Below are 25953 nucleotides of genomic sequence, written 5' to 3'. Positions count from 1 at the left end.
TCACCCGAAACGTAAAAAAAGCGCCGAAGCGCTTTTTTTTGTGCATGTAAAATCAAAAATTATTTAATTTTGGCATGACTTTTTAAATATTGCGAATAATCATCAAGCATTTGCTGACCACGTAACTGTTGATACAGTTTAGTCAACTCCTGTGCTTGCTGTGGTGCTAAAGCATCTACAGGTGGTTTGATGACATTTGCAACAGCAACTACAACCATTTCACCAGGTAAACTTGCAGTCGTCACAGACCACTGTCCTGCTTTCGGTGCAGGAACACTAAATGCAGCACGTTCAACTTCACGTTTTAAACCTTGAGAGCGCATGAACTCACCAGCATGTTCAAAACTAAAATGATTCTTTGCAAGTACTTGCTCAGCAGGTTGAGTTTTAAACTCAGCTAACATTGTTGCAATTTTAGCTTTTGCAGCTTCATATGCTTTTTGTTCAATCAACTTAGCTTTAACTTGCGCTGTTACTTGAGCAAGTGGTTGTACACCCGCTGGATGATAATTACGTACTTTCAACCAAACAGTATCACCATTAGTAAGCTGAATATTGCTTGATGCATTGCGATCACCATTTTTCACATCATCATTAAACAACTTCACTTTTACCGCAGGATCAGATAACACAGGGTGCTGTGTGCTTAATGCAACGGATTTAACAGATTCAATTTTTGCTGTTTTAATTTCTTGTGTCACAGGATCAAGCGCATCGCTGCTCACAATCATTTCATTTAAGCTATTTACAGTATCTGAATACGCATTCGCAGATTTAGCTTTTAAAACTTCTGCTGTCAATTCAGCTTTTTTCTGCTCAAATGTAGGTATCTCTGTTTTTGCCGAAGTAGACTCAATCAGATGATAACCATACTGTGTTTTTACAGGTTGAGATACTTGACCATTTTTTCCGCTATTTACAGCTTTATCAAACTCATCACCAAAAGCGCCTTCAACATAAGATTCAAGTAAACCACCCTTGCTTTTTGAAGATGGATCTTCTGAATATTGTGCAGCTGCTTGAGCAAAGGTCATACCACCTTGAATTTTAGCGTATACCTCTGCTGCAATTTTTTGTGCTTCTTCTACGGTGCGCGTATCTGTACCAATTAAAATATGATGTACATCACGCTTGACATCTTTATTGGCTTTTTCAACAAAAGCTGCATATGCCTGCTCAAGCTCTGTACCCGATACTTCCGCATTTGGACCTGCAACCATAGCAGGTGTCAATACAACATAATCGACATCAACAGAAGCTGTTTGCTTAAACTTACTTTGATGTTTGTTATAGTAATCTGCTATTTCTTGATTACTGACTTTAACATTTTTCTTGTAATCGTCTAGTTTTACACTTGCAAGAAATAAATCACGTTTTTCAGTCTGTAAATTGGAAATCTGTTGCAAATCTAATTTGCTCACCAACGCACTATCAGTGATCATTCCCATCAACATTTTCAATGCATGATCTTGACGTAAATTATCAAGCAATCCTTGATTGGTCATGCCAATAGAACGCAAATAATTGCCATATAATGTATTTGAAAATTTACCATTTTCTTGAAAACTTGGTTGTTGGGCAATCATCTGCTCAAGCTGTGCATCACTCAAACTCATACCCAGTTTTTCAGCTTGCTGAACCAGTAAAGCACGAGAAACCAAACTATCCAAAGCACTCTCTTGAATAAACGCTTGATTCAATAAAGATTCGTCGCCATTAACCATAGAGAGGTATTGATCTTTAAAACTTTTTGTCTGTGCTTCCAGATCTTTTTTTGAAATTGCCTGACCATTTACAGTTTTGGCAACATCTGCATTATTTCCACCACTGAAATAACCCTCAATCCCAACCAGCGCCAACGGGGTCAAAAACAATATGAGCAAGACTTTGCCCAACCAACCCCTTATGACTTTACGAAACGATTCCATAAGTATTCCAATATTTTATTTCACAGGGATTCTAACTGATATTCAAATATGAATGAATGCGCAATGTATTAATATTTTGGATTATTCATAAAAAACGCGCCAAATGGCGCGTTTGTAGATTTCTGAGCAAATTATGCAACAGAATCTTTTAAGCCTTTACCCGCTTTAAAGCTTGGAACTTTACTTGCTTTAATTTGAAGCTCTTCGCCAGTTTTTGGATTACGACCAGTACGTGCAGCACGTTCTTTAACGCTAAAAGTACCAAAACCAACCAAAGTTACTGTGTCGCCATTTTTAAGCGCTTCACCGATCGAAGCAATAGTCGCATCCAATGCTTTCCCAGCATCAGACTTAGACAATCCCCCTTTCTCTGCAATCGCATCGATTAATTCTGATTTATTCATGAAGATTACGTCCTCTTATATCGTTTGTTTAAAATCTAAGGCTGTAGTTAAAAAGGCCATGCGGTCTTTATAGCAATGCTTTGGGGGATAAAGCAAGACTGCCTGAACGCATTTTATAAAAAAAATCATCAAAACCCCCATGAGATCGTATTTTGTTCGTTATTTTTCTATTTTTTGTAATTGCATTGTCAATTTTCTATTTTCTTCAACCAAATCGTCAACTTTAGTATGTAGTTGTAAAATCAATGATTCAAGATGCTGTAAATCTTTAGCTGTCACCAAACCAATACGATTCAACGAATGATTCACCCCTTGATCTAGTAATTTTTCGACCTTATCCTTAGTTTCTGTAACGGATTCTCGAGTTTTATCTGCGACCTTATTGACCGCATGATCTGTTGCATCTACGGTTCTAGATTCAAGCTCTTGTCCAACTTCGACTAATGAATCAAAAAGTTTATTACCCTCTTCTTCCGCACGTGAAAATGCACCTAAACCTGCAAGCCAAATTTGTTTGGTATATTTTCTAAAATCGAGTGCTGACTTCCTTGAACCTTTGCTACGTTTGGGCTGATCTTGAATTTGGTCATCCTCTTGTTCTTGTTTTACCTGAGCAATGTTTTCCGCATTACTATCCTGCTCCGCCATTCGAAATTCCCCTTCATTTATTACGACTGTGATCAATCAGTCAACTATCTCATAAAATATACGCATCATAACAAATAAAATACTTGAACGTTTTGCAAAACTGTTCTACAAAGCAAAGTTATTGTTTCATTTATTGTGGGTCAACTCACATTAAATCACAATTTTTTAAATAATATGAGAGTGGATGCTCCAGATCTGTATAGGAAATTCGTATGAGTGAATCGCAACAGAAAAGCCGACAAAGCCGTTTGTTGCTCAATGTTGTCATGATTGTTTTAGAGACAATATATTCTTTCGTCCTCAAACACGATCGTGTTGTTCGCTTACAAGCAAAGAAATTTGTAGATCAGCAAACGACCATAAAAATAAATAGCTACATTCCCTACTTTGATTTTTATGTTCAATTTACAGACAAAGGGATTCTGTTTGACTTAAAAGAACCTGAACAAGCACCTGAACTCTCCGTGAGTAGTACGTTATTGGACTTAGTTCAAATTTTTGCCTTTGCAAACAAGCGTAGTATGAAAAAATTACGCATAGAAGGTGATCAACTCTTAAAAGATGAGTTTAAAGACTTACTGGTTCATTTGACTGCACCAAAGCTATTGTCTGATTGGAAAAAATGGCTCACCAATCCAGATGATGATCAACTTACAACAGCATCAAGCAAACGTATTGCACCTTTACTTGAAAAAATTGATACACAACGCTCTAAAATTAACACTTTACAAGTTGAAGTGAAGCAATATCAAAATCGCATAAAAAAATTACAGGCACGACAAAAAAGGATTAATTCAGCTTTTTGTGTAATAGGCATTCTATTTTTTATGTTAATTGTGTATAATTTGTCGCAATTATTTTAATAAAAAATTTTCCTCACCTATTTTCCCAACTTAGCAATAAATCCTGACAAATTTAGTAGGAATTATCTTCAAAATACTTGACTATTTTAGTCAGGATTCATAAAATTCATACATCTAGTCTAAACACGTGTATCGGATCATGCGCTTAACCACTCGCGGTCGCTACGCAGTGACTGCTCTTCTAGACCTAGCTTTGCAGCCAACTGAACAAACGATTACGCTTGCAGAAATTGCAGCACGCCAAACTATTTCTGTCGCTTATCTTGAGCAATTATTTGCAAAATTGAAGCGCCATGGCTTGGTATCTAGCGTTCGTGGAGCAAATGGTGGTTACCATCTTGCGCGTAATGCTGAAGAAATTACGATTTTAGCGATTATTGAAGCTGTCAATGAAACGGTTGATGCAACACGATGTGACCATAAAGGCAACTGCCAAAATGGTGCAATGTGCTTAACACATGACCTATGGCAAGAACTCTCCCACCACATTGCCGATTATTTAGCAAAAATCACACTTGCCGATCTTGTTGCACGTGACAACGTTCAAACTGTTGCACTACGCCAAACATCATCGAGTCATCTTGATTCAGCCCTTTTATCGGTTACAGGTATTTGACATGAAACGTCCTATTTATCTTGATTATGCAGCAACCACGCCTGTAGACCCACAGGTTGCGGAAAAAATGATGGAATGCCTGACGTTTGACGGGACATTTGGTAACGCAGCGTCTCGCTCACATGCTTATGGTTGGCAGGCAGAAGAAAAAGTTGAATATGCACGTGAACAAGTTGCTAACTTAATTAAAGCTGATCCACGTGAAATCGTTTGGACTTCAGGGGCAACAGAGTCAGATAACTTAGCATTAAAAGGTATTGCTGAGTTTTATGGCTCGAAAGGCAAACATATTATTACGAGTAAAATTGAACACAAAGCCATTTTAGATACTTGCCGTGAGCTTGAAGAAGATGGTTTTGAAATCACTTATTTAGAACCAGAAGAACGCACAGGTCTAATTACCCCTGAAATGGTACAAGCGGCTTTACGCCCAGATACAATTCTTGTTTCACTGATGATGGTCAACAACGAAATTGGTACAATCACTGACGTTGCTGCAATTGGTGAATTAACTCGTGCCAACAAAACTTATTTCCACGTTGATGCCGCACAAGCTGCCGGTAAAGTTGAAATTGACCTAAGCACAATGAAAGTTGACTTGATGAGTTTCTCTGGTCACAAAGCATATGGCCCGAAAGGCATTGGTGCTTTATATGTACGTCGTCAACCACGTATCCGTATCAAAGCGCAAATGCACGGTGGCGGTCATGAACGTGGTATGCGTTCAGGTACACTTGCAACCCATCAAATCGTAGGTATGGGTGCTGCATTTGAATTAGCAGGCAAAACTTTAGTTGCTGAACAAACACGTTTACGCGTACTTCGTGACAAACTTTGGAATGGCTTACAAGACCTTGAACAAGTATTCTTAAATGGCCACCCTGTTTATAACGTTGCTAACTACTTAAACGTAAGCTTCAACTTTGTTGAAGGTGAATCATTAATGATGGCACTCAAAGATGTTGCCGTATCAAGCGGTTCTGCATGTACTTCTGCAACACTTGAGCCTTCTTATGTTTTACGTGCTTTAGGTCTTTCTGACGAATTGGCACACAGCTCAATCCGTTTCAGTTTTGGTCACTATACAACTGAAGAAGACATTGATCACGTAATTAAAATCAGTAAAGCTGCCGTTGAAAAACTTCGTGCACTATCTCCACTTTGGGATATGTATAAAGATGGTATTGACCTAAGCTCGGTTGAGTGGGCTGAACACTAATTCCCTCAATACACGCATTGCATTGAAACTCAGTGCAATGCCACCACATTAACCTTGTAGCAATACATATTATCAACGGCTGACCCCGAGTTCTGGAGAAGCATCATGGCTTATAGCGAAAAAGTAATTGATCATTACGAAAACCCTCGTAATGTTGGTGTGTTAGATAAAGATGCAGAAAACGTAGGTACAGGTATGGTCGGCGCACCTGCATGTGGCGACGTGATGCGCTTACAGATCCAAGTTAATGATAACGGCGTCATTGAAGAAGCTCGTTTCAAAACTTATGGTTGTGGCTCTGCAATTGCCTCTAGCTCTTTAGTTACTGAATGGCTTAAAGGTAAAACTCTTGATCAAGCACAATCAATCAAAAATATTGATATTGCAACTGAACTTGAACTTCCTCCTGTAAAAGTACACTGCTCTGTACTTGCAGAAGATGCAATTAAAGCTGCTGTTGAAGATTACCGTAGCAAAAAAACCAAAGCTTAATATCGATTGTTTTCACTCGATACAGATGATTATTTAACGGAGTTTTCATGATCCATTTAACTGAAAATGCTGCAACTCATATCAGCAATTACTTAAGCAATCGCGGTAAGGGTGAAGGTATTCGTCTTGGTGTGAAAACTTCGGGCTGTTCAGGCTTGGCATATGTATTAGAGTTTGTTGATGATATTGATACGCATGACCAAATGTTTGAACAATTTGGTGTTAAAGTTTTTATCGACCCGAAAAGCCTTGTCTATCTTGATGGCATGGAAATGGACTATGTTAAAAATGGTCTAAATGAAGGTTTCGAGTTCAACAATCCCAATAAAAAAGGCGAATGCGGCTGCGGTGAATCATTCACTGTATAATGCCCTTTGGTTTCTTTTTACATTAAAACAGTGTCCAACACTGTTTTAATTACATTCAATACCATGCTTTTAAACATATCATTGCGGACACCTCTCCCATGAGTCATTTTGAGTTATTTAATCTCCCAACTGAACTCGATATCGATCTTGCTCTACTGAAATCCAATTTCTTAGCATTACAACAGCAATATCATCCAGATAAAGCTGAAGACAAAGATCGTGCGCTCATCAAATCAAGCGAAATCAATCAAGCTTATAAAGTCTTGTCAAATGTCGATAGTCGTGCTGCGTATTTACTGTCTTTAAAAAAACAAGATCACCATCTCGATCAATCGATCAGTGATTTTGAATTTTTACAGTCAGCGTTAGAAATTCGTGAACAGCTTGATGAAGCATTCGATACCGCAGAACTTCAATCTTTAAAAAAAGAAGTTCAACAATGGATGGATGGTTTAGTCCGAGAGTTTAAACTTGACTATACACATGAAGAATGGGCAGATGCACGTGATACTGTACGTAAACTGCGCTTTTTCCAAAAAGTCATGAATGATATTGATAAAGCTGAAGATCAACTTCTTGATGATGAAGATTTTGATCTTGATGATGAATTTTAATACTGTTTATTTTTAGATTTATTTTTTGTTAAGGATGTAACACAATGGCACTCTTGCAAATTGCAGAACCCGGACAATCAAGTGCGCCACACGAACACCGCATTGCGATCGGTATCGATTTAGGCACCACACACTCTTTGGTTGCCACCGTACGTTCTGGTCAGGCAAAAGTTCTTCCTGACGCACAAAATCGCGTGTTACTTCCCTCTATTGTTCACTATTCCAAAAACTCAACGGAATATGGCGATGCAGCGAAACCCTTTCTGACCACTGATCCGAAAAACACAATAAGTTCAGTTAAACGTTTCATGGGTCGCTCAAAAGCAGATATTAAATTTCAACACTCTTACACCCTTGTCGGTGAAGATAATCAAATGCCTGCATTTGAAACTGCTCAGGGACGTAAAACACCTGTAGAAATTTCAGCTGAAATTTTAACGCAACTTAAAATTCGTGCAGAAGACAGTTTAAGTAACGAAATTAATGGTGCAGTGATTACGGTTCCTGCTTATTTTGACGAAGCACAACGTCAAGCAACCCGTGATGCTGCACAACTTGCAGGTCTCAATGTTTTACGCTTACTCAATGAACCGACTGCTGCTGCTGTAGCCTATGGCTTAGATCAAGACAGCAACTTAGAAACCGATCGTAACTATGTGATTTACGATTTAGGTGGCGGTACTTTTGACGTTTCAGTACTACGCTTCTCTCAAGGTGTATTTGAAGTTTTAGCGACGGGCGGACACACCGCACTCGGTGGTGATGACCTTGATCGCCTGATTGTCAAATGGGCAAAAAAACAACTCAATATTGAGACTTTAGATGATGCTGAATATGCACATTTCTTGGTGTCTGCACGTAAAGCCAAGGAAGCGTTAAGTGATGCACAAAGTGTTGATCTTAAAGTTCTTGATCACCACATTGCTTTAGATCGTGCAACATTTGAAGCGATTATCAAAGTTGCCTTAGACAAAACAATTAGTGTTTGCAAACGTGTATTACGTGATGCCAAATTACAACTTGATGATATTCAAAATGTTGTTTTAGTCGGTGGTTCAACACGTTCTTATGCCGTACAGCATGCTGTACGTGATGTATTTAATCAAGAACCACTCTGCACTATCAACCCCGATGAAGTCGTTGCAATTGGTGCTGCAATCACAGCAAATCAATTGATTGGCAACAGTCTTGATGGCTCATTACTGCTTGATGTAACACCACTCTCTCTCGGTCTTGAAACCATGGGCGGATTGGTTGAGCGTCTAATTTCTCGCAACACCCCAATTCCTGTTGCACGTCGCCAAGAATTTACCACCTATCAAGATGGTCAAACGGCAATGTTGATTCATGTGGTACAAGGTGAACGCGATTTAGTTGAACATTGCCGTAGTCTTGGACGCTTTGTCTTACGCGGTATTCCACCAATGACAGCGGGTCAAGCGCGTATTGAAGTAACATTCCAAGTAGATGCCGATGGTCTATTGGCTGTTTCTGCACGAGAAACCTCTTCAGGTGTACATGCCCAGATTGACATCAAACCATCGTATGGTTTATCTGATGATGATACACAGCGTTTACTTCTTGATGGTTATAAATTTGCTGAAGAAGATAAAAACCTTCGTCACTTAAATGAAACCAAAGTAGAAGCACGTCGAGAACTTGAAGCATTAGAACAAGCACTCAAAGCCGATGCTTCGCTACTCACGAAAGAACAGCTCAATGCAATTCATCAGGCTGCCGAGCAACTCAAGACACAACTTGAAACTGATCAGATTCAATCGATTGAGCATGCAGTCGAACAGCTTAAAGTTCACAGCGATGCTTTTGCAGCAGCACGAATGAATCAACATATCGATGAAGCCCTCAAAGGTACACGATTGGATGATTGGTCAAACTCAAACTAATTTATAGGACAAGACTATGCCACGTATTAAAATCTTACCACATGCAACGATTTGTCCGAATGGTGCTGAGTTTGAAGTGAAAGCGGATGCAAATTTATGCCAAAGCTTACTTGAAAATGGCATCAAAATTGAACATGCTTGTGACATGTCTAAAGCCTGTACAACATGTCACGTTGTCGTTCGCAAAGGTTTCGATAATCTAGAAGAAATGGATGATATTGAAGCTGACTTACTCGATCGTGCTTGGGGCTTAGAACCCGATTCTCGCCTGTCATGCCAAGTAAAAATTACAGATGAAGATTTGGAAATTGAAATTCCAAAATATACACTCAACCATGCATCTGAAAATCATTAATTTAAAACGATATAGTTTTAAAGATTAAAACCACTCAAATTGAGTGGTTTTTTTACTTTCTTTTATACCAAATAAATAAAAAATTTAGCATCAATGTGTTGGCAAGTCGACTTCATCTTCTACTTTTAATTTTGCAATACCCTGAGAATTAGTCAATTGCTGTTGCATTTGAATACGTTTAACCATTTTTTCCATTACTTGAATAAGTTCTGAATATTCAAAATTTTGTACTTCTTCAAGATTCAACACCAAATGAAAGCCTTTATACTCATAATCAAACCACTGTTGATTTTCATTGCGACTTTGAGAATAACGCTCCATCACCTGCCAAGTTTTTACAAGACCTTGAATACCCTTCAGTTCAATCGGCTCTTGCGGTGCACAAAGATAAAAGTTTTTAATTAAACGATGAGTTTCATCAGAAATTAGAATTTCATCAATATCAGCAGCACTTTGTAGACGTGCAGCAAGATTCGCATCACGCCCTACAATGGTATACGCCATACGATGTACCGCACCATAGTTCCCAACGTGACAATATCCTGTACTCACCCCCATGCGAACATGTAATGGTGCATAACCCATTTTCACCCAACGCTCACGTAAAAATTTCATCTGTTGGCGCATCATCAGTGCCATTTCGATACAGTTACGCGCATCCTGTTCTACACCCTGCGAATCTGGATCACCAAAGAAAATTAGGATGGCATCGCCCATAAATTTGTCAATGGTTGCACCATACTGCTTGGCAATTTCAGTCATATGACTCAAATAATCATTCAGTAAAAATGCTAAATCATCAGGAATAAGGGATTCTGAAAGCTCAGTAAAACCCTGAATGTCTGAGAAAAAAATCGTGATTTTTTTACGCTTATATTCAAGTTTTGCTTCCGACTCACCACGCATAATGGACTGCCACAACTGTAAAGGCGCATAACGACTGAGTTGATTAGACAATTCAATATAGCGATTCATTTCATTAAAATAGTTTTCACGTTGTTGATCAATCTGTATAACACGGCGACTTTGATAATAATTACCAATACAGATAAAGAGCATAATACTCATAAAAGCAACAACAGAGAGCTCAGGGCTTGTTTGCTGAAAATAATCATCAAAACCAAATACAAAAATAATGCTTAGGTAAAAAACAATAATTGCAATAAGCCAAGAAAGTGAAGCAATGAGAAATGAAATTTTGCTATTAAGTGCGGTATAAACCAATGCAAAAACACAGACAAATGATACAACTAAACTCAGATGTACTGCAGCTAAGGCCACTGCCACAACCACAACATCAATTAGGAAATAAACATTTTTACGAACATTACTGTCAAATCTATATTGAATCCAACGCGATAAACGTGGACTAATCAAAAAAATAAACAGTAAAAATAAAGGAAAGTAAATCTGATAATTTGCAATAGGTGAAGTGAAATAATAAATCGTCACCATTAGACTGATGATCGTGTAGCCTATCGCACGAAGAAAAACTTCAAATTGCTCAGGCTCTTTATCAAGCATGCGATCAAATGGCACGAACTATTTCACTCCAATCCCAGATTGGTACTCTATTCCTGCGAGTACCTTTATTTTGTACTTATTTCAACTTAATCCATACGCCAATCAAAAGGCATATCCCCTTGACCGCGTAGAGCAAGCATCAGTGTTTGGCGCATATGTGCCAACACATCATTTGAATACGGTACAGCAGGTGTACCCCATACAGGCTGTGGCCAAACAACGTCATTTTGGTAGCGTACTATATGATGAAAATGTAGTTGTGGCACCATATTTCCAAGTGCAGCGACGTTCATTTTATCTGCACGAAAAACACGTGATAATTGGCTCGATAACCAACTTGATTCACGTAAAAATTGTTCTTGGTCAGCTTGGCTCAATTCATATAGCTCTGTAATTCCAGGTACACGTGGAATCAAAATAAGCCATGGGAATTGCATATCATTCATTAAACGACATGTTGAAAGCGGAAAATCGCCGACAAAAAATGTATCTTGAGCAAGTTGTGGATGCAAACTAAACATATCTTTATAAATGACGCAAAATTAGAATGATGAAGTAATACTAACACATCAGTTTTAGTGTGAATATTGCTAGTATTGTGTTTTAGTACAAATAAATCATGTTTGAGCTGTAATAGATCACAGCTCTACTTTAAACAATCTCGATAATATTTCAAGCACTACTATAAAAATTTTCTGACTGTTCAGTTAGATACTCTAAATTAAAAAAATATACACATTAACTGAACAATCTGAGCCTATTTGATTTCACTAAGCAGGTTATTCAATAAGTCGGTCATAAACTGAATTCGCTTATCTGCTTCATCAAGCATGACCATAACTCGTAGACGTTGCCCCCCCTCCATACGGAACCATGTTGGGTGCTTTTGCATTAATTGAATAATACTGATGGCTTGAACAGGCGTATCAGGAGAGAATTCAATTGCCCCGCCATTTTTTCCAATATCAATTTTGGTTATACCCAATTGTTCAGCTTTAATGCGCATTTGATGCACGCTAAACAATTGCTTAACGGGTTGTGGAGGCACACCAAAACGATCTATCAATTCCATGCGAATATTATCGAGTTTTTCTTGTGTATCAGTATTACTAATCCGTTTATAAAACATGAGGCGTTGATGCACATCACCCAAATATTCATCGGGAATTAGTGCAGGCATATGCAGAGTAATTTCAGCAGTCAATGATAATGGTGCATCAAAGTTTGGTGTTTTACCTTGTTGAATGGCTTTAGTCGCTTTCTCAAGCATTTCCATATACAAACTATAGCCAATGGCATTCATTGAACCACTTTGTTGCTCGCCCAAAAGCTCACCCGCACCACGAATTTCTAAATCTTCAGTCGCAAGCATAAAACCTGCACCCAAAGTTGAGGCACGAGAAATCGCATCTAAACGTTTTTCTGCATCACCCTTTAAGCCTTTGATTGATGGCACCATTAAATATGCATAAGCTTGATGATGTGAACGTCCTACACGTCCACGAAGCTGATGCAGTTGAGCCAAGCCCAATTTATCAGCACGTTCAATAATGATGGTATTGGCATTTGGAACATCAATCCCTGTTTCAATAATCGTTGAACACACCAAGACGTTATATTCTTTATGATAGAACTGCTGCATGACTTGTTCGAGTTCACGTTCACGCATTTGCCCATGTGCTACGGCTACACGTGCTTCTGGCACTAAATTTCTAACATTTTCCGCTGCTCGCTCAATCGTATCGACTTCATTATGTAAAATATAAACCTGCCCACCACGCAATATTTCACGCAAAATTGCTTCTTTCATGGTGTCGTCAGTTTGTTCATTAATGAAGGTTTTTACTGCCAAACGACGAGCAGGTGGTGTCGCAATAATGGATAAATCACGCATGCCACTAAATGCCATATTCAGCGTTCTTGGAATAGGCGTCGCAGTGAGAGTGAGCATATCAACATCGGCACGCATGGCTTTAATACGCTCTTTATCACGCACACCAAAGCGATGCTCTTCATCAACAATCATTAAACCTAAATTTTTAAACTGAATATTTTCCTGCAAAATTTTATGCGTACCAATCACAATATCGACTTTACCATCTGCTAAATCAGCAATGGTTTTGGTATGGTTTTTACTTGTTCCAAAACGTGATAAAACCTCTATACGAATGGGCCAATCAGCAAAACGATCTTTAAAGGATTCATAATGTTGCTGTGCAAGCAATGTTGTCGGGACAAGCACAGCCACTTGTCTATTGTTCTGTACAGCAACAAAAGCTGCACGCATCGCAACTTCTGTTTTACCAAAGCCCACATCACCACAGACCAAACGATCCATTGGTTTCGCCAATTGCATATCATGCAAAGTTGCTTCAATCGCATTTGCCTGATCTAAGGTTTCTTCATAAGCAAATCCACTTGAAAATTGCATATAACTGCTTTGATCAAGTTCAAAACTAATACCTGGTTTCGACTGACGGCGCGCCTGTATATGTAATAACTCAGCCGCAACATCATGAATTTGTTCAAGTGCTTTACGTTTTGCCTTATTCCAAGCATCTGTGCCCAATTTATGCAGTGGTGCTAAATCAGGATCACCACCACTAAAACGACTAATCAAATGTAAATTGGTTACAGGGACATAAACTTTGGCATCATCTGCATAGTTCAGCTGTAAAAACTCATAATCTTGATCATCAATATTCAGCGTCACCAAACCAGCATAACGTCCCACACCATGATCTATATGCACTACAGGCGCACCTAAACTTAATTCAGTTAGACTTCTAACTAAGAATTCTTCAGACACTTCTTGTTGGCGTTTACGGCGACGCTGTACCACACGATGTTCATATAACTGATTTTCTGAGATAACAGATAAATCATCGGTAATCACTAAACCACGATCAAGTGGCGCATGGGTAATGGCAACTGAAAAGTTTGATTGCTGAAAAGCAGCAAAATTTTCAACCACAGGAATTTCACCCAAACTCGCACGTAATGCATCTTTTAAGGTTTCACGGCGACCTGCACTTTCTGCAACGAGCAAAACAGGATGATTGGCATCATCGACATATTTTTTCACAACCTTAAAGGGTTGCTCACTTTTAGGATCGACAGGAAGCTTAGCAGGTTCTTCCACATGTAAATTGAAAGCGCCTGCTTTGACTTCTATTGGCTCATTCGATGCAATAATTCTTGGAAATTGATTGAAATATTCATACAACTGATTGGGTTGAATAAAAATTTGCTCAGGTGGCAATAACGGCTGATCAATATTATGACGACGATCTTCATAACGTCGCATGACATCTTTCCAAAAACTCACTAGACCTTCATCAATATATTGGTCTGTAATGACAATAGCATTACTTGGTAAGTACGATGTCAGGCTACTTTGCGCTTTCATTGCTTCAGGACTAAAGAATAGCGGGAAATAAAAATCGAGACCAGGAGATGCAATGCCTTCCATGACATCTTGATAAATCGGGTTTTTTTTCGGATTTGCTGTTGGAAAACTTTCAGCATAACGATCACGAAACACTGATCGTGCTTTTTTCAATGGGAATTCTTTTGCAGGAAGCACAATAAAATTTTCAAGTTTATCGGTTGTGCGCTGTGTTTCTGGATCAAAGAATTTTAAGCTATCAATTTCGTCATCAAATAAATCGATACGAATCGGCGCACTCTGCCCCGAAGCATAAATATCCATAATACTGCCACGTACAGCAAATTCACCATGGTCATAGACGGTATCGACCAAATGATATCCCGCTTGGATCAAGCGCATTTTTTGTTGTTCTAAGTCAAACTTCTGTCCAACTTTAATATCAAAATGCTCACCCAGCACCCACGAGGTTGGTGCCACACGCTGAGCTAAAGTTGTCGCGGAAACCAGTAAAATCCCTTTCTTTGGCATGTTTGCCAAAATAGATAAGCGTTCAGAGACGATATCTTGATGCGGTGATAATCGATCGTAAGGTAAAATTTCCCAATCTGGAAAAACCGTAGGTTTTATGCCATAAAACTCTAACTCGCTTTCCAACTGCCCTAAATGCTGATTATTCTTCCCAATGAGTACCAATAATTGTTCGGATTGCTCTGATATTTCTTTAAATAATAAGGCGGCTGATGAACCTAGCATTGAGCCGATCCAACGCTTTTCGCCAGCTTTAAGTTGTTTTAGATTGAGGTCAGAGATTGCTTGTTTAAACATAATCGCATAAGGTCTAAAAGACATGGACGATAGTTTAGCATGATGATTTTATACAGTTGAGTGATTTTGTTTTATCTTGTTGATTGATTTGAGATACAAGTTTTAAAATTTCTTCGATCGTTCGTAAATTAATGTTGCCACGCAGCGTAATTAAGAAAATAAACTCAATATTTTTCAATATCAGGCTTTAAGCATAAACTTCAATCATTTTTATAATCTATTAGATTCCTTTCAGATCAATGCAAATTCAAGCAAATTACTTCTGCATCAAAATCAAATCATTTGGGTTCTACTGAATCATCCGATGTAAAAGCAAGCACAACATAATAATCTTCTATTTCAGCTACAACTTTAGCGATATCCTAAGAAGTTGTTTTCATTTTTATAAAGGCTTTATCGTACTCATATTTACATACTTTATATTTTCAACATTCAAAATATTGCACCCCAGAATCTGTTCACTTAGTTCGGAAAACAGAAAATAAACCATATCATGCTGAGGTACAGCATTTTCATGATCATCTATATAGTAAACTTTACAAATGTTTCCTTCTTCCCACTCTTCTATCGAATCTGCATCAAAATCTGCCCCTTCAATATTTTTAGTCTGCCATTCTCCATCATGGTCTTCATATTCAAGCTCATAAAAAACAGTAGCATTTAACCATTTCGCTTCAAAAGCGGATAATATTCCAGTTTGCTTAATTCCTTCATCTTCATTTTGTGAAATTGAACGAATAAGCTGAGCATTTTCAAAAATACCATAAACATAGTAACCACCACTATCAAACATACCGAATACAATCAGCTGATCTAAAAGGCCTAGTTCACTTAACTTCTTGCTCCATTGCTCTTCTTCAAACATTGAAAGTGAATAATCTGCATGATAGATAATTAAATGATCTGATATAAATGCCAAACTATAATTTTCAATAAGTCGTGTATCCAAATATATTTCAGAGCTCTTATAAAGCTTTGTATTATTCAACTTTTCGACCAATGCAACTGCTTCTTGCAGAGTTCCTTTAAACGGAATAATTAGACCACCCGCCGAAATCCCCATTTTCCCTCCTATTTATCTCTTTTAAATTCTTTATAATAGTCATTAAGTTTCTGAATAATTTTCTTAAATTGTTTTAAATTTTCCTCTGTATTACCTAATCGTGCTATGTATCTCCCTGATGCAATTTCCAAATCAATTTTTTCATTGATTAAAATGGCTTTGTAAAATAAAGCATTTAAATCATCAAAATTTTTTAGTTTACGATTCGAAAAGTATTCTAGACGTTCTTTCAGTTCAATATTTAAGATAACGCCATCAACAATAAAACCCTGTTCAGCATTAAATACAATGTTATTTCCTTGCAAAAACACTTCTTCTGCTTTGGTTTCTTTACTCTTAAATAAATCTGTCAGCTTATTCAGCATCTTTCAATCTCAGACATTAACAATAAATGAAGTTTAATCTGATTTGATAAATGATAAAACTTAGAATGCTTAGGCTATTCTAATAAGTAATAAAAAAGCACCCTTTACGGATGCTTTTTAAACTGAAAATTAAACGCCATATTGCTGTTGTAAATATTTCACAATCGCTTCTGACTCAAACAATTGAGCTCCTGTGTTTACATCAACCAAATACGGCACTTGAATATCATTCTTTTGACGCCCCATCACAGGTACAACTTTTTCACGCTTACCACCTGCAAGCGGAATATATTTACCCGGTTTTAAACGTAGAACTGATGGTCCTTGATCCTGCCAACGTTCTTTTGGAACATTATGAAAAACAAATGGTAACTCAAGCTCAGTTAACACACCACGTACCACACGAGTATAAGGACTTGCCTCAAATCCCCACAATTCCAAAAGTTCTTTTGGCGCTTCCCGATTAATAATTTTTTTATCAATCCATACACCACGCGCACCATTAATCAATGTTCCTGCAAAAGCCACTACAGGATATTTTGGATAATGTGCATATTTTTTCGGTGTCGTACCACTTTTACCGTAATGTTTAAATAAATAATCTACAATATCAACCGACTCATACATTGCCGTTTCAGTATTTTCATCGACAAAATATGGAAAACGTAATTTACCACCTTGTTCTTTAACGATTTTACGGTATTTGGTGCCACCCTTTGGACATGGATACACTTCATAATCCAAGTTCAATAAAGTTAAAACTTCACGTACACGGCGACAAAATGGTGACCCCTCAAACTCATACAACTTTAAAGCTTTTTCAGGTTGAATAGGAAATGCTGTGCCATTTGCCCCTCGACCACCTGCAGTAATTGTAGATGCTAAAGCCTGTACTACTTTAATTTGATGATGCACCATTTTGCTATCCTTGGGTTTTTCTTACCCGGTTTTTATCTATCTTATAAATGATCAATCGACCAATTTTTCTTTTGAAACCACAATTCCGTTATTATCTGCATAGATATATTCACCTGAATTGAAGCTTACACTACCAAAATACAATGGCACATCCACTTCGCCTATGCCTTTACGATTACTTTTTCGTGGAATTGCTGCCAATGCATGCACCCCTAAATCAAGTTCTGCAAGTGCATCAATATCACGGACACAACCATAAATAACCACACCATTCCAATGATTCTTCACTGCTGATTCTGCAATCATATCGCCCATCAGCGCACATCGCATAGAAGCCCCACCATCAACCACAAGTACTTTTCCTGTACCGTCAGTCGCTAACAACTCTTTTACACGTGAATTATCTTCAAAGCATTTTACTGTAACAATTTGACCACCAAAGGTTTTACGTGCGCCATAACTTTGGAAAAAGCGTCCATCCATTGACGGAATAAGTGTTTGAATATCTTTTTCAGGATTATCATCAAGTAAATCACAAGTCACAAATGGAACGGGCATGTTTGTTTTCCTTATATCGTTGATTTATGTTGCTGTATGCGTAAATTATCATAAATTTCAAATGGAATATTCTGACTTTGCGCTGCATCGACCATAGTATGAGCCACTTGCTCTGCGGTCACAGGCTTATATTTGAAGGTATCGGGTACAAATTTTGAGAATTTTCGATACAACTTTTGTGTCGCATCTTCAAGGATTCGTGACTCTTCACGCTCTCCCAATAAAAGCGATGGACGGATAATCGACACGCGCTGCAAACCAAGTTGTTGTATATATTGTTCCAAGCGGCCTTTGACTTGATTGTAAAATATTCGTGATGATGGATTGGCACCCATTGCACTCACCAAAAGATAATGTGCATCTGTTTTAGCAATAAGATCTGCAAAATGTGCATTCATCTCAAAATCAATATGATAAAAATTTTCTTTTGAGCCTGCTTTTTTCAATGTCGTGCCCAAACAACTAAAAGCTTGGCTATAGCCCTTCACGTCATCTTCACTTAATAAAAAAGAGTCATGAATAATAAACTGTCTTACCTTTGCGTATTTTTTCAGCGCTTGATCTTCTTTACGTACTACCGCCGTAATCTGCTCACAAAAAGGGTGCTGATTCAGCTGTTTTATTAAGCTTTTCCCGACTAGACCCGTTGCACCTATTACAATTACACTTTTAATCGAATTTGTCATTTTTTAAGCATTCCCCTTTCAATCTGCCTAATCTATCGATTTAATTCGGAAAAATCTGCATCAAAAATGTAGCCAAACTCTGTCAGGACTTGACTTTAGCGCTCCATTTAATCACAATGTGGCACTCGTTTACGGGCTGGTGAAAATCTTCTGATGTTGGTTTTCAGTTGTTATTTCAGCCCGCCCAGACCAATCTAATTCAAGGAGTGCACGAGTGGCAAACTCTGCTCAAGCAAAAAAACGTGCTCGTCAAAACGTTAAAGCACGTAAACACAACGCAAGCTTACGTTCTATGGTTCGTACTTACATCAAACGTACTTTGTCTGCAATCGCTACTGGCGAACATGCAGCTGCAACAGAAGCTTACAAAGCGACTGTTCCAGTAATCGATCGTATGGCTGATAAAGGCATCATCCATAAGAACAAAGCTGCTCGTCATAAGAGCCGTTTAAATGCACAAGTTAAAGCGTTAGCTAACTAATTTATGCATGTGAAAAAAGCCCGCAAGGGCTTTTTTTGTGTCTGTAAAAACAATCTTGGTCATTAATCGTTGAAAATAAAACAGATTCAAACGTAAAAAATTAGCGATTAAAAACGTAATACTAAATTTAAAAAATAACTAAATCATTTCAATTTTAAAATTGTTTTTCCACCATTTTATTATTTAAATTCATTCAAAGCGGATTTGTTTCTTTTGGCTATTATTTTTTGATAACCACTTTATATTTTTTATGGTTTTACATTCAAATTTGACATATTATTTCTATAATTCATTACATTAATAATCTACGATATGATAAAAATACAAGCAAATACTCCTCTCTTTATAGCAAAAAACTTACTTTGTGCTTTACTATTCACCACATCAAGTCTTAGCTTTGCCACATCAGACGTATCAACTACACAATTTCAACAAGCTGAAGTCTTACTCAAACAAGAGAAGTATGCACAAGCCTTTGAACTGCTTAAATCTGCTGCTGAAGCAGGTCATGTTCCTGCACAAGCTGAACTCGCACGCCAATATATGGATGAAGAAGCTGATTATTTTGATTATGCACTCGCAATGCAATGGGCAAAAAAAGCTGCCGCTGCAAATAACCCATCAGGTATGAATAGCATTGGTTATTTATATAATAATAGTTTCGGCGTTGAAGAAAATAATCCAGAAGCCATGAAATGGTTTTTAAAAGCCGCGAACTTGGGTTTTTCCAAAGCCAAATATAATGTTGGCAAAATGTATTTAGATGGACAAGGCATCAAACAAGATGTGAATAAAGGGCTTTCTTTCATTACTACAGCTGCCAAAGAGGGTTATCTTGATGCACAACTCGAACTTGCCAATGCCTATCATCTTGGCTGTACAGAGGGTGTTGAAATTAATGCTAAAAAAGCTCTTTATTGGTATGAACAAGCCTTAAAACAAAATCATGCGGAAGCCCAATATCAACTTGGACGAATTTATCAAGATGGCTTGGAAGAAATACAACCAAACGCTAAAAAAGCTGTCGAATATTTAACACTCGCATCAAACCAAAACCATGCCTATGCACTCAATAGCCTTGGAGTTATTTACCATGATGGTCAAGATAACATTCAAACAGATATGACCAAAGCTATTGCTTACTACAAGCAAGCTGCTAAATTAGGTAATGAAATTGCTTACGAAAATCTTGGTCTTATTTATAAACAAAGCAATGATATTCAAACTGCTTTAGAGATGTATAAAAAAGCTGGTGAAATAGGTTCAGATGAAGGCTATTTTAATGCCGCTGAAATTTACGATAATAGTGATAAAATTAAAACAGATAATAAACAGGCTTTTAAATATTACAAACTCGCAGCCGAAGCAGGACACGAAGATGCACAACGTCGTTTAGCCGAAATGTATGAGCAAGGAATAGGCACTAAAAAAGATATCAGACAAGCAAAATATTGGCTTGATTTAAGCACAGGCGATGCTGAAATATAATACGATTAACATGTTTAAATCATCAAAAAGTAGGTTAAGACTTTCTATAACCTACTTTTTATAGACCAGTACACGAAAACCACCATTTTTAAATTTTATTTTCTCTAGCACTTTACCACTCTAAGCGCTGAAACTCCCGAATAGACAATGACCCCAACTGGCCTCGCCAAACCCATTTCAGTTGACTGTCTGCAAAATCATCCCCCTCAAACCATACAAATAAACCTTCCATCATCTCAGGCCATTCCGATTGATCAATGTGGGTACGTCTTGATATCACTGCAATAATTGCGGCCAAAATAGTGTCGTGGCTTACAGCCAAACTTAAACCATTGTTATTGGTTGGGTGAGTTTCATAAATTAATTCAAGTACATCCAGAACACCCCGAATAGAATGTTTCATTCCAGGCAAAGCATTATTAACAAAGCTATTGATAAAACCTAATGCACCTTGTTCACGAAAATAAGGTGCTGCTTGCTTAATATCAAGCACAAAACTACCTGGCTCAACCAATAAGCCTTGTTCAATAATTTCAATATGATGAGTATTATTTTTAGCAGAAACTGCATCTGCACCCTCAATCATCAATGCAGCAGTATCGACACAACGCTGGATTGGACTTGAAATACAGTGCTGAATCACACGATCTGTATTTTCAATCAGGCATTCTCCCCATGCATATGCAAGTTCTCGCCCCTGAGAGGTCAGTTGTAAGTCATATCCTGACAAACCTCGACCATCCACAATTTCACGCAATGAATGTCGTGTAAATAAGGTGACAGGCACTTGAGCTGTCGGCAGTAAATCCATTGCTCTGAGCATACTTTCAGGCAGTAAATTAAGCGACATAATTTCTCGAATGGCATAAAGGGTCATTCACTATAACAGTTATTGACCGACACTAAAACGTGTAAAGCATGCCACATTTTCATAATTCAATATTGCTGTAAATGTCACACAGAAACATTCTGCAATGCATCTAAAGCGAGTTGTTTATTATCCTCATTCCGATAAGCAATAAAACCTGCATTTAATAAGGTATCTCGTTGATTATAGATAAAAGGTTGAGCATCTAGACTCACCAATCCACCACCAATACTTTCAAGTAAGCCCTGTCCTGCACTTGTATCCCACTCTGATGTTGGATGAAACCGTGGATAAATATCAATTTCACCCTCAAGCATCATACAAAACTTATAAGCACTGCCTGCCTCACGGCGCATAACTGGATTTTCTTGTTCAAGATAATCAATATATTGCTGATATTTCGAATTTTTACTACTGTGGCTTAAACCCACTTGAATGGCATCTTGCTGAGTTTCTTTAAACTTGTTGTAACGCTCCCAACGCTCCGTCACAAATGAATATTTATAAGGAAGCTCGGTTAAATAACCCAAATACATCACTTGCTCAGTCGGTACAGCAATCACTGAAAAAATGGTTTGATGATTTTGGATCAAGCTCAAATTAATAGTAAATTCATCTCGTTTATGAATAAATTCTTTAGTTCCATCTAAAGGGTCAAGCATCCAACACATTTCCCACGTATGTCGTTCAGTATTGTCACTTTCTTCGGACAACACAGGCAATTCGGGTGTAATTTTTGCCAATTGCTCTATCAAATACGTATTAACTCTCAAATCTGCTTGTGTGACAGGCGATTCATCATTTTTGCGCTCAATATTAAATGCCTGACCATCACAATAGTTTTGATATTCCTCAAGTAGAATCTGACTCGCCTTTGCCATAATCGGCACAAGTTTTAAAATTTGTTCATCTTGCGGTACTTGAGTTGTTATAAACATAGCAAAAACCTGTCCTAAGCGAATTGATTCTATCAGCATGCATTTTTGAATTTCATATTGTAGCTGATAAAACCTTCAATAATGCATCTATTGAAAATCTTAGAACATCACTTAAAATTGAGTAAATTTATGATCGCTATACGCACGCAAAATCATACTAGTTGAATTCACAATAATTTTATCATCTATAACATACTGCATTTCACTCAATACGATCCTCCGTATCACTCACTCGACTTTACCGTCCTAAAACCAACATGGCTAATCGCCAAATCGCTTTCTTGCGGATGTCGTGCCGCAGCTCTATATCGTGCACAATAATTGTCTGCACACAAGTATGAACCACCTTTAATGGTATAATTATTAAATGCCTGCGGTTTATGTGCATGCAATTGTTGCTCTATCCCCATATGGTCGTCATGGCTACCTACGAATGGCGTTTGGGTGTATTCCCACACATTTCCAATCATGTCATAAAGTCCAAATCCATTGGCAGCAAAGCATCCTACAGGTGCCACACCTGCAAAAGTATCAGTTTGATCGTTATGATATGGAAATTCACCTTGCCATACATTGGCATTTACATGATCTTTATCTAAAGAAGCACTTACATCACGTTGATGACTAAAGGCTTTGGCGGCATATTCCCACTGCTCTTCCGTGGGTAAATCACGACCTAACCATTTTGCATACGCCATAGCATCTTTTAGCGTAATCATGCGAACAGGTTCATGCTCAGCGATGGGTTTAGAATTCGGCCCTGTTGGTTGTTTCCAATTGGCATTGGCTTGCAATTGCCACCATGTTAATTCTCCCACTGTTTGCGTAGGTGGTGTAAATACAGCAGCTTCACCTTGTTTTTCAGCTTCCGTCACATAAGCTGTAGCTTGAACAAAACTTCGAAATTGTGCATTGGTGACTTCGGTGGCATCGATCCAAAAATCATCCACTTTTCTTTCACTTTTCAGTAATGAACGTTCTTCAGGATAATGATCATTACTCCCAATTTGAAAAGTTCCACCTGAGATTCGTACCATACCTGCATGTTTATTTTGCAACCATTGTTGCGGTAAGCCGCTATAAGCCTGACATTTCTCTAAAGTTCCCAAAGCAGTTTTGCTTTGCTCAGTTGCATTTAAATCCGTTTTGGCATTACAACCCGAAAGTAACACAACGGCGACTAGGCTGAGCACATAAGTTAAGAGGGATTTATTTTTCATGGCATTTACTCAATACGCTAAGTCAAAATATTTCAGCAACTTCATAAAATTCAGCTACGCTATATTCGATAGCGCAACTGAATCTCAGCCAAAAAATGCATCTTTTGGCTTATTTCAAACAATGCTTATTATTCAAGATCGTTATACTGAATATCAAAGTTCTTATCGGTAATGAATAAAAAAGTCACATCATTATCTTCTTGAGCACCATGAAACATGGTTTCACCTTCAGGAAACCATACAAAGCTTCCTGGAGCAAATTCACCAACCGAAGTCACTAAAATGCCATCTAAAACATACATGCCATGCGCACAATGATGCGTATGAGATTTATTCATAAAACCCGCTTTATAACAGGCTTTAGAAATTGACATCCCCGTCATATTGTCTAAAAACAACGGTTTCATAAAAATACTTGCATCAAGTTCAGGAATAGGTAATTCCTGCCAAGGCATACGATTGCTATCCATTGTGATCACTTGTGAATGACTCTCCATGTGAAACTCCTGTTTATTCCATTAAATGATATCAATTCATTACGTTAAAAATGAGTAATGATTAAAATGGGTAATTCGGCGCTTGTGCCTGAATCGTCATCCATTGCCATTGGGTAAATTCATCCACATTTGCAGGGCCACCAATGCGCGTACCATTACCTGATGCACCAAAACCACCAAATGGATTCAGTGTTTCATCATTGACTGTTTGATCATTAATGTGTAATAGACCGACTTTTAAAGATTGTGCCACTTGCATGCCATGACTGACATTTGAGGTAATAATGCCAGCAGACAAACCATAATCGCCCATATTAGCCAAGACGATCGCTTCTTCATCTGTTGCAAATGGAATAAGTACAGCGACAGGGCCAAAAATTTCTTGTTCGAAAATAGGATTATCTTGCGTAACCTGAGACAACACTGTTGGCTCAAAGAATACACCGTTTGCTTTGCCACCCACTTCTAGTTTTGCACCTGCAGTAATCGCACTTTGAACTAGACCTTCGACACGTTGGCACTGTCTTTGATTGATTAATGGACCAATATTCACGCTTGGATCCATTGGATTGCCCATTTTCAATTTTTGGACTTTTTCAACTACTCGTTGTTTTACTGCTTCAAAAATCGATTGATGAATTAATATTTTACCTGAAGTCATACAAATCTGACCTGAATGCAAAAACACACCCCAAGCAATATTTTGTGCCGCAAGTTCAATATCAGCATCATCTAAAATTAACAGTGAGTTTTTACCGCCTAATTCTAAAGATACTTTTTTCAGTGTACGCCCTGCACCTGCACCAATAATACGACCTACTTCAGTTGAACCTGTAAACTGAATGCTCGCAATATTCGAATCATTGACCAAAGCTTCGCCAACCTCAGCACCACCCGGTAAAACATGCAGTAAACCTTTTGGCAAACCTGCAAGTTCAAAAATGCGTGCGATGACAAAACCGCTACTCACTGCTGTACGCTCATCTGGCTTTAACACCACGGCATTACCCAATGCCAAGGCAGGAGCAACCGCACGAATCGCTAAATACAATGGAAAATTAAAAGGTGAAATCACACCAACTACACCTAGTGGCAGACGCTTTGCCAAACTTAATTTTCCATTTTGCGTTGGAAGTACTGAACCTTGAACACTCGATGGTAAGATCATCGCATTTTTCAGCGATTGAATGGCTAAATCGGTTTCAAAATTTGCTTTCATGACAATCGAACCACTTTCTTTGATCAGCCATTCGATGATGTCAGCTTTATGATCAATCGCCACTTGAATTGCATTTTCAAAAATTTGTGCACGTTCTTGGTATGACAATGCCCACCATTTTTCTTGAGCGATTTTCGCTTGTTGTGCAGAGTGCTGAACATCACTTGGTTGAGCATAGCCCATGACACCCAATGGATCGCCTGTTGCCACTTCAGTCACCGCATAGTTTTTTTTTGCGACTGTCCATTGACCATTAAAAAAACGATTTTCCCAAATTTCAGTTGCTAATATACTCATTTTTCTATCCTTAACTCATTGAAATGTGATCAAAACACAATCACGATTTACGTCGAAATCCCTTCCAATATAGGTAAAAACCAATATATTGTGTTAGATATATTGAATATATGCATATAGCATGCCAAATTTTATTTTTATAAAAATCATAAACATATGAAATTTTATATTTTATTGTCTATATTTTTCACACATCCTAAAAGC

26 protein-coding genes are annotated in these 25953 nt (G+C 37.9%); 10 read left to right on the top strand and 16 right to left on the bottom strand.

Translation table 11 applies throughout. The annotated features are described in order from the left end of the window. Nucleotides 1-59: 59 nt before the first annotated feature. From FW754_RS11230 to FW754_RS11220, 3 genes are all read right to left on the bottom strand, one after another. Nucleotides 60-1928 (bottom strand): SurA N-terminal domain-containing protein, encoded by a 1869-nt coding sequence (locus FW754_RS11230; protein ID WP_446324681.1) that lies wholly within the window; start codon nt 1926-1928, stop codon nt 60-62. A 131-nt stretch (nt 1929-2059) separates the two neighbouring features. After that, nucleotides 2060-2332, bottom strand: coding sequence for an HU family DNA-binding protein (locus FW754_RS11225; protein WP_409510473.1), 273 nt, complete (start codon nt 2330-2332; stop codon nt 2060-2062). Nucleotides 2333-2491: 159 nt separating this feature from the next. Next, on the bottom strand, nt 2492-2980 hold the full coding sequence (locus FW754_RS11220) for a phasin family protein (RefSeq protein ID WP_409510474.1): 489 nt from the start codon (nt 2978-2980) through the stop codon (nt 2492-2494). A gap of 212 nt (nt 2981-3192) precedes the next feature. Between FW754_RS11220 and FW754_RS11215 the strand changes: the two genes are divergently transcribed. The 8 genes from FW754_RS11215 (at nt 3193) to fdx (ending at nt 9411) form a co-directional block, all read left to right on the top strand. After that, complete coding sequence (locus FW754_RS11215) at nt 3193-3843, top strand: hypothetical protein (protein WP_446324680.1); 651 nt, start codon at nt 3193-3195, stop codon at nt 3841-3843. Nucleotides 3844-3982: 139 nt separating this feature from the next. After that, nucleotides 3983-4459: an Rrf2 family transcriptional regulator gene (locus tag FW754_RS11210; protein ID WP_409510476.1), complete on the top strand. Its 477-nt coding sequence runs from the start codon at nt 3983-3985 to the stop codon at nt 4457-4459. Between the two features lies 1 nt (nt 4460). Then, on the top strand, nt 4461-5678 hold the full coding sequence (locus FW754_RS11205) for an IscS subfamily cysteine desulfurase (protein WP_446324679.1): 1218 nt from the start codon (nt 4461-4463) through the stop codon (nt 5676-5678). Between the two features lie 105 nt (nt 5679-5783). Further along, nucleotides 5784-6170 carry a Fe-S cluster assembly scaffold IscU gene (gene iscU, locus FW754_RS11200; RefSeq protein ID WP_409510478.1) on the top strand — a complete coding sequence of 129 codons (387 nt, stop codon included), beginning with the start codon at nt 5784-5786 and terminating at the stop codon, nt 6168-6170. 47 nt (nt 6171-6217) lie between these two features. Beyond that, the gene (iscA, locus tag FW754_RS11195; protein WP_409510479.1) at nt 6218-6538 is read left to right on the top strand and encodes an iron-sulfur cluster assembly protein IscA; all 321 of its coding nucleotides are present in this window, start codon (nt 6218-6220) and stop codon (nt 6536-6538) included. 98 nt (nt 6539-6636) lie between these two features. After that, nucleotides 6637-7152 carry a Fe-S protein assembly co-chaperone HscB gene (gene hscB / locus FW754_RS11190; protein WP_409510480.1) on the top strand — a complete coding sequence of 172 codons (516 nt, stop codon included), beginning with the start codon at nt 6637-6639 and terminating at the stop codon, nt 7150-7152. Nucleotides 7153-7196: 44 nt separating this feature from the next. Continuing rightward, nucleotides 7197-9056, top strand: a complete 1860-nt coding sequence (gene hscA / locus FW754_RS11185; RefSeq protein WP_446324678.1) for a Fe-S protein assembly chaperone HscA — start codon at nt 7197-7199, stop codon at nt 9054-9056. A gap of 16 nt (nt 9057-9072) precedes the next feature. Next, entirely contained in the window at nt 9073-9411 is a 339-nt protein-coding gene (fdx, locus tag FW754_RS11180; RefSeq protein ID WP_409510482.1) for an ISC system 2Fe-2S type ferredoxin, read from the top strand. 90 nt (nt 9412-9501) lie between these two features. On the opposite strand, the gene FW754_RS11175 is transcribed toward fdx, so the two are convergent. From FW754_RS11175 to FW754_RS11140, 8 genes are all read right to left on the bottom strand, one after another. Next, entirely contained in the window at nt 9502-10950 is a 1449-nt protein-coding gene (locus FW754_RS11175; protein WP_409510483.1) for an adenylate/guanylate cyclase domain-containing protein, read from the bottom strand. 71 nt (nt 10951-11021) lie between these two features. Beyond that, complete coding sequence (locus FW754_RS11170) at nt 11022-11456, bottom strand: HIT domain-containing protein (RefSeq protein WP_409510484.1); 435 nt, start codon at nt 11454-11456, stop codon at nt 11022-11024. A gap of 236 nt (nt 11457-11692) precedes the next feature. Continuing rightward, nucleotides 11693-15151: a transcription-repair coupling factor gene (gene mfd / locus FW754_RS11165; RefSeq protein WP_446324724.1), complete on the bottom strand. Its 3459-nt coding sequence runs from the start codon at nt 15149-15151 to the stop codon at nt 11693-11695. A 382-nt stretch (nt 15152-15533) separates the two neighbouring features. Beyond that, nucleotides 15534-16214 carry a hypothetical protein gene (locus FW754_RS11160; RefSeq protein WP_446324677.1) on the bottom strand — a complete coding sequence of 227 codons (681 nt, stop codon included), beginning with the start codon at nt 16212-16214 and terminating at the stop codon, nt 15534-15536. An 8-nt stretch (nt 16215-16222) separates the two neighbouring features. Further along, a complete protein-coding gene (locus FW754_RS11155) occupies nt 16223-16579 on the bottom strand; it encodes a hypothetical protein (RefSeq protein ID WP_446324676.1) in 357 nt (118 codons plus the stop codon). 129 nt (nt 16580-16708) lie between these two features. Beyond that, complete coding sequence (locus FW754_RS11150) at nt 16709-17497, bottom strand: glutathione S-transferase N-terminal domain-containing protein (protein WP_446324675.1); 789 nt, start codon at nt 17495-17497, stop codon at nt 16709-16711. Between the two features lie 51 nt (nt 17498-17548). Further along, on the bottom strand, nt 17549-18055 hold the full coding sequence (gene rraA / locus FW754_RS11145) for a ribonuclease E activity regulator RraA (protein WP_419346714.1): 507 nt from the start codon (nt 18053-18055) through the stop codon (nt 17549-17551). A gap of 11 nt (nt 18056-18066) precedes the next feature. Continuing rightward, on the bottom strand, nt 18067-18741 hold the full coding sequence (locus tag FW754_RS11140; protein WP_409510489.1) for an NAD(P)H-binding protein: 675 nt from the start codon (nt 18739-18741) through the stop codon (nt 18067-18069). Nucleotides 18742-18955: 214 nt separating this feature from the next. Between FW754_RS11140 and rpsT the strand changes: the two genes are divergently transcribed. Both rpsT and FW754_RS11130 read left to right on the top strand, forming a co-directional pair. After that, nucleotides 18956-19222, top strand: a complete 267-nt coding sequence (rpsT, locus tag FW754_RS11135; protein ID WP_409510490.1) for a 30S ribosomal protein S20 — start codon at nt 18956-18958, stop codon at nt 19220-19222. Between the two features lie 312 nt (nt 19223-19534). Continuing rightward, nucleotides 19535-20710: a hypothetical protein gene (locus tag FW754_RS11130; RefSeq protein ID WP_446324674.1), complete on the top strand. Its 1176-nt coding sequence runs from the start codon at nt 19535-19537 to the stop codon at nt 20708-20710. 112 nt (nt 20711-20822) lie between these two features. Here FW754_RS11130 and FW754_RS11125 read toward each other — a convergent pair whose 3' ends face one another. The 5 genes from FW754_RS11125 to FW754_RS11105 form a co-directional block, all read right to left on the bottom strand. Beyond that, a complete protein-coding gene (locus tag FW754_RS11125) occupies nt 20823-21560 on the bottom strand; it encodes a histidine phosphatase family protein (protein ID WP_409510492.1) in 738 nt (245 codons plus the stop codon). A gap of 104 nt (nt 21561-21664) precedes the next feature. Then, nucleotides 21665-22516, bottom strand: a complete 852-nt coding sequence (locus FW754_RS11120) for a 3'(2'),5'-bisphosphate nucleotidase CysQ family protein (protein WP_446324673.1) — start codon at nt 22514-22516, stop codon at nt 21665-21667. A 224-nt stretch (nt 22517-22740) separates the two neighbouring features. After that, on the bottom strand, nt 22741-23736 hold the full coding sequence (locus tag FW754_RS11115; RefSeq protein ID WP_446324672.1) for a formylglycine-generating enzyme family protein: 996 nt from the start codon (nt 23734-23736) through the stop codon (nt 22741-22743). A gap of 128 nt (nt 23737-23864) precedes the next feature. Next, nucleotides 23865-24233, bottom strand: coding sequence for a cupin domain-containing protein (locus FW754_RS11110; protein ID WP_419346699.1), 369 nt, complete (start codon nt 24231-24233; stop codon nt 23865-23867). Nucleotides 24234-24294: 61 nt separating this feature from the next. Continuing rightward, complete coding sequence (locus tag FW754_RS11105; protein WP_446324671.1) at nt 24295-25749, bottom strand: benzaldehyde dehydrogenase; 1455 nt, start codon at nt 25747-25749, stop codon at nt 24295-24297. Nucleotides 25750-25953: the final 204 nt, after the last annotated feature.

The organism is Acinetobacter sp. 1207_04, from assembly GCF_052850415.1.
The sequence above is the reverse complement of the archived record's forward strand: the minus strand, read 5'-3'. Positions and strand labels throughout refer to the sequence as shown.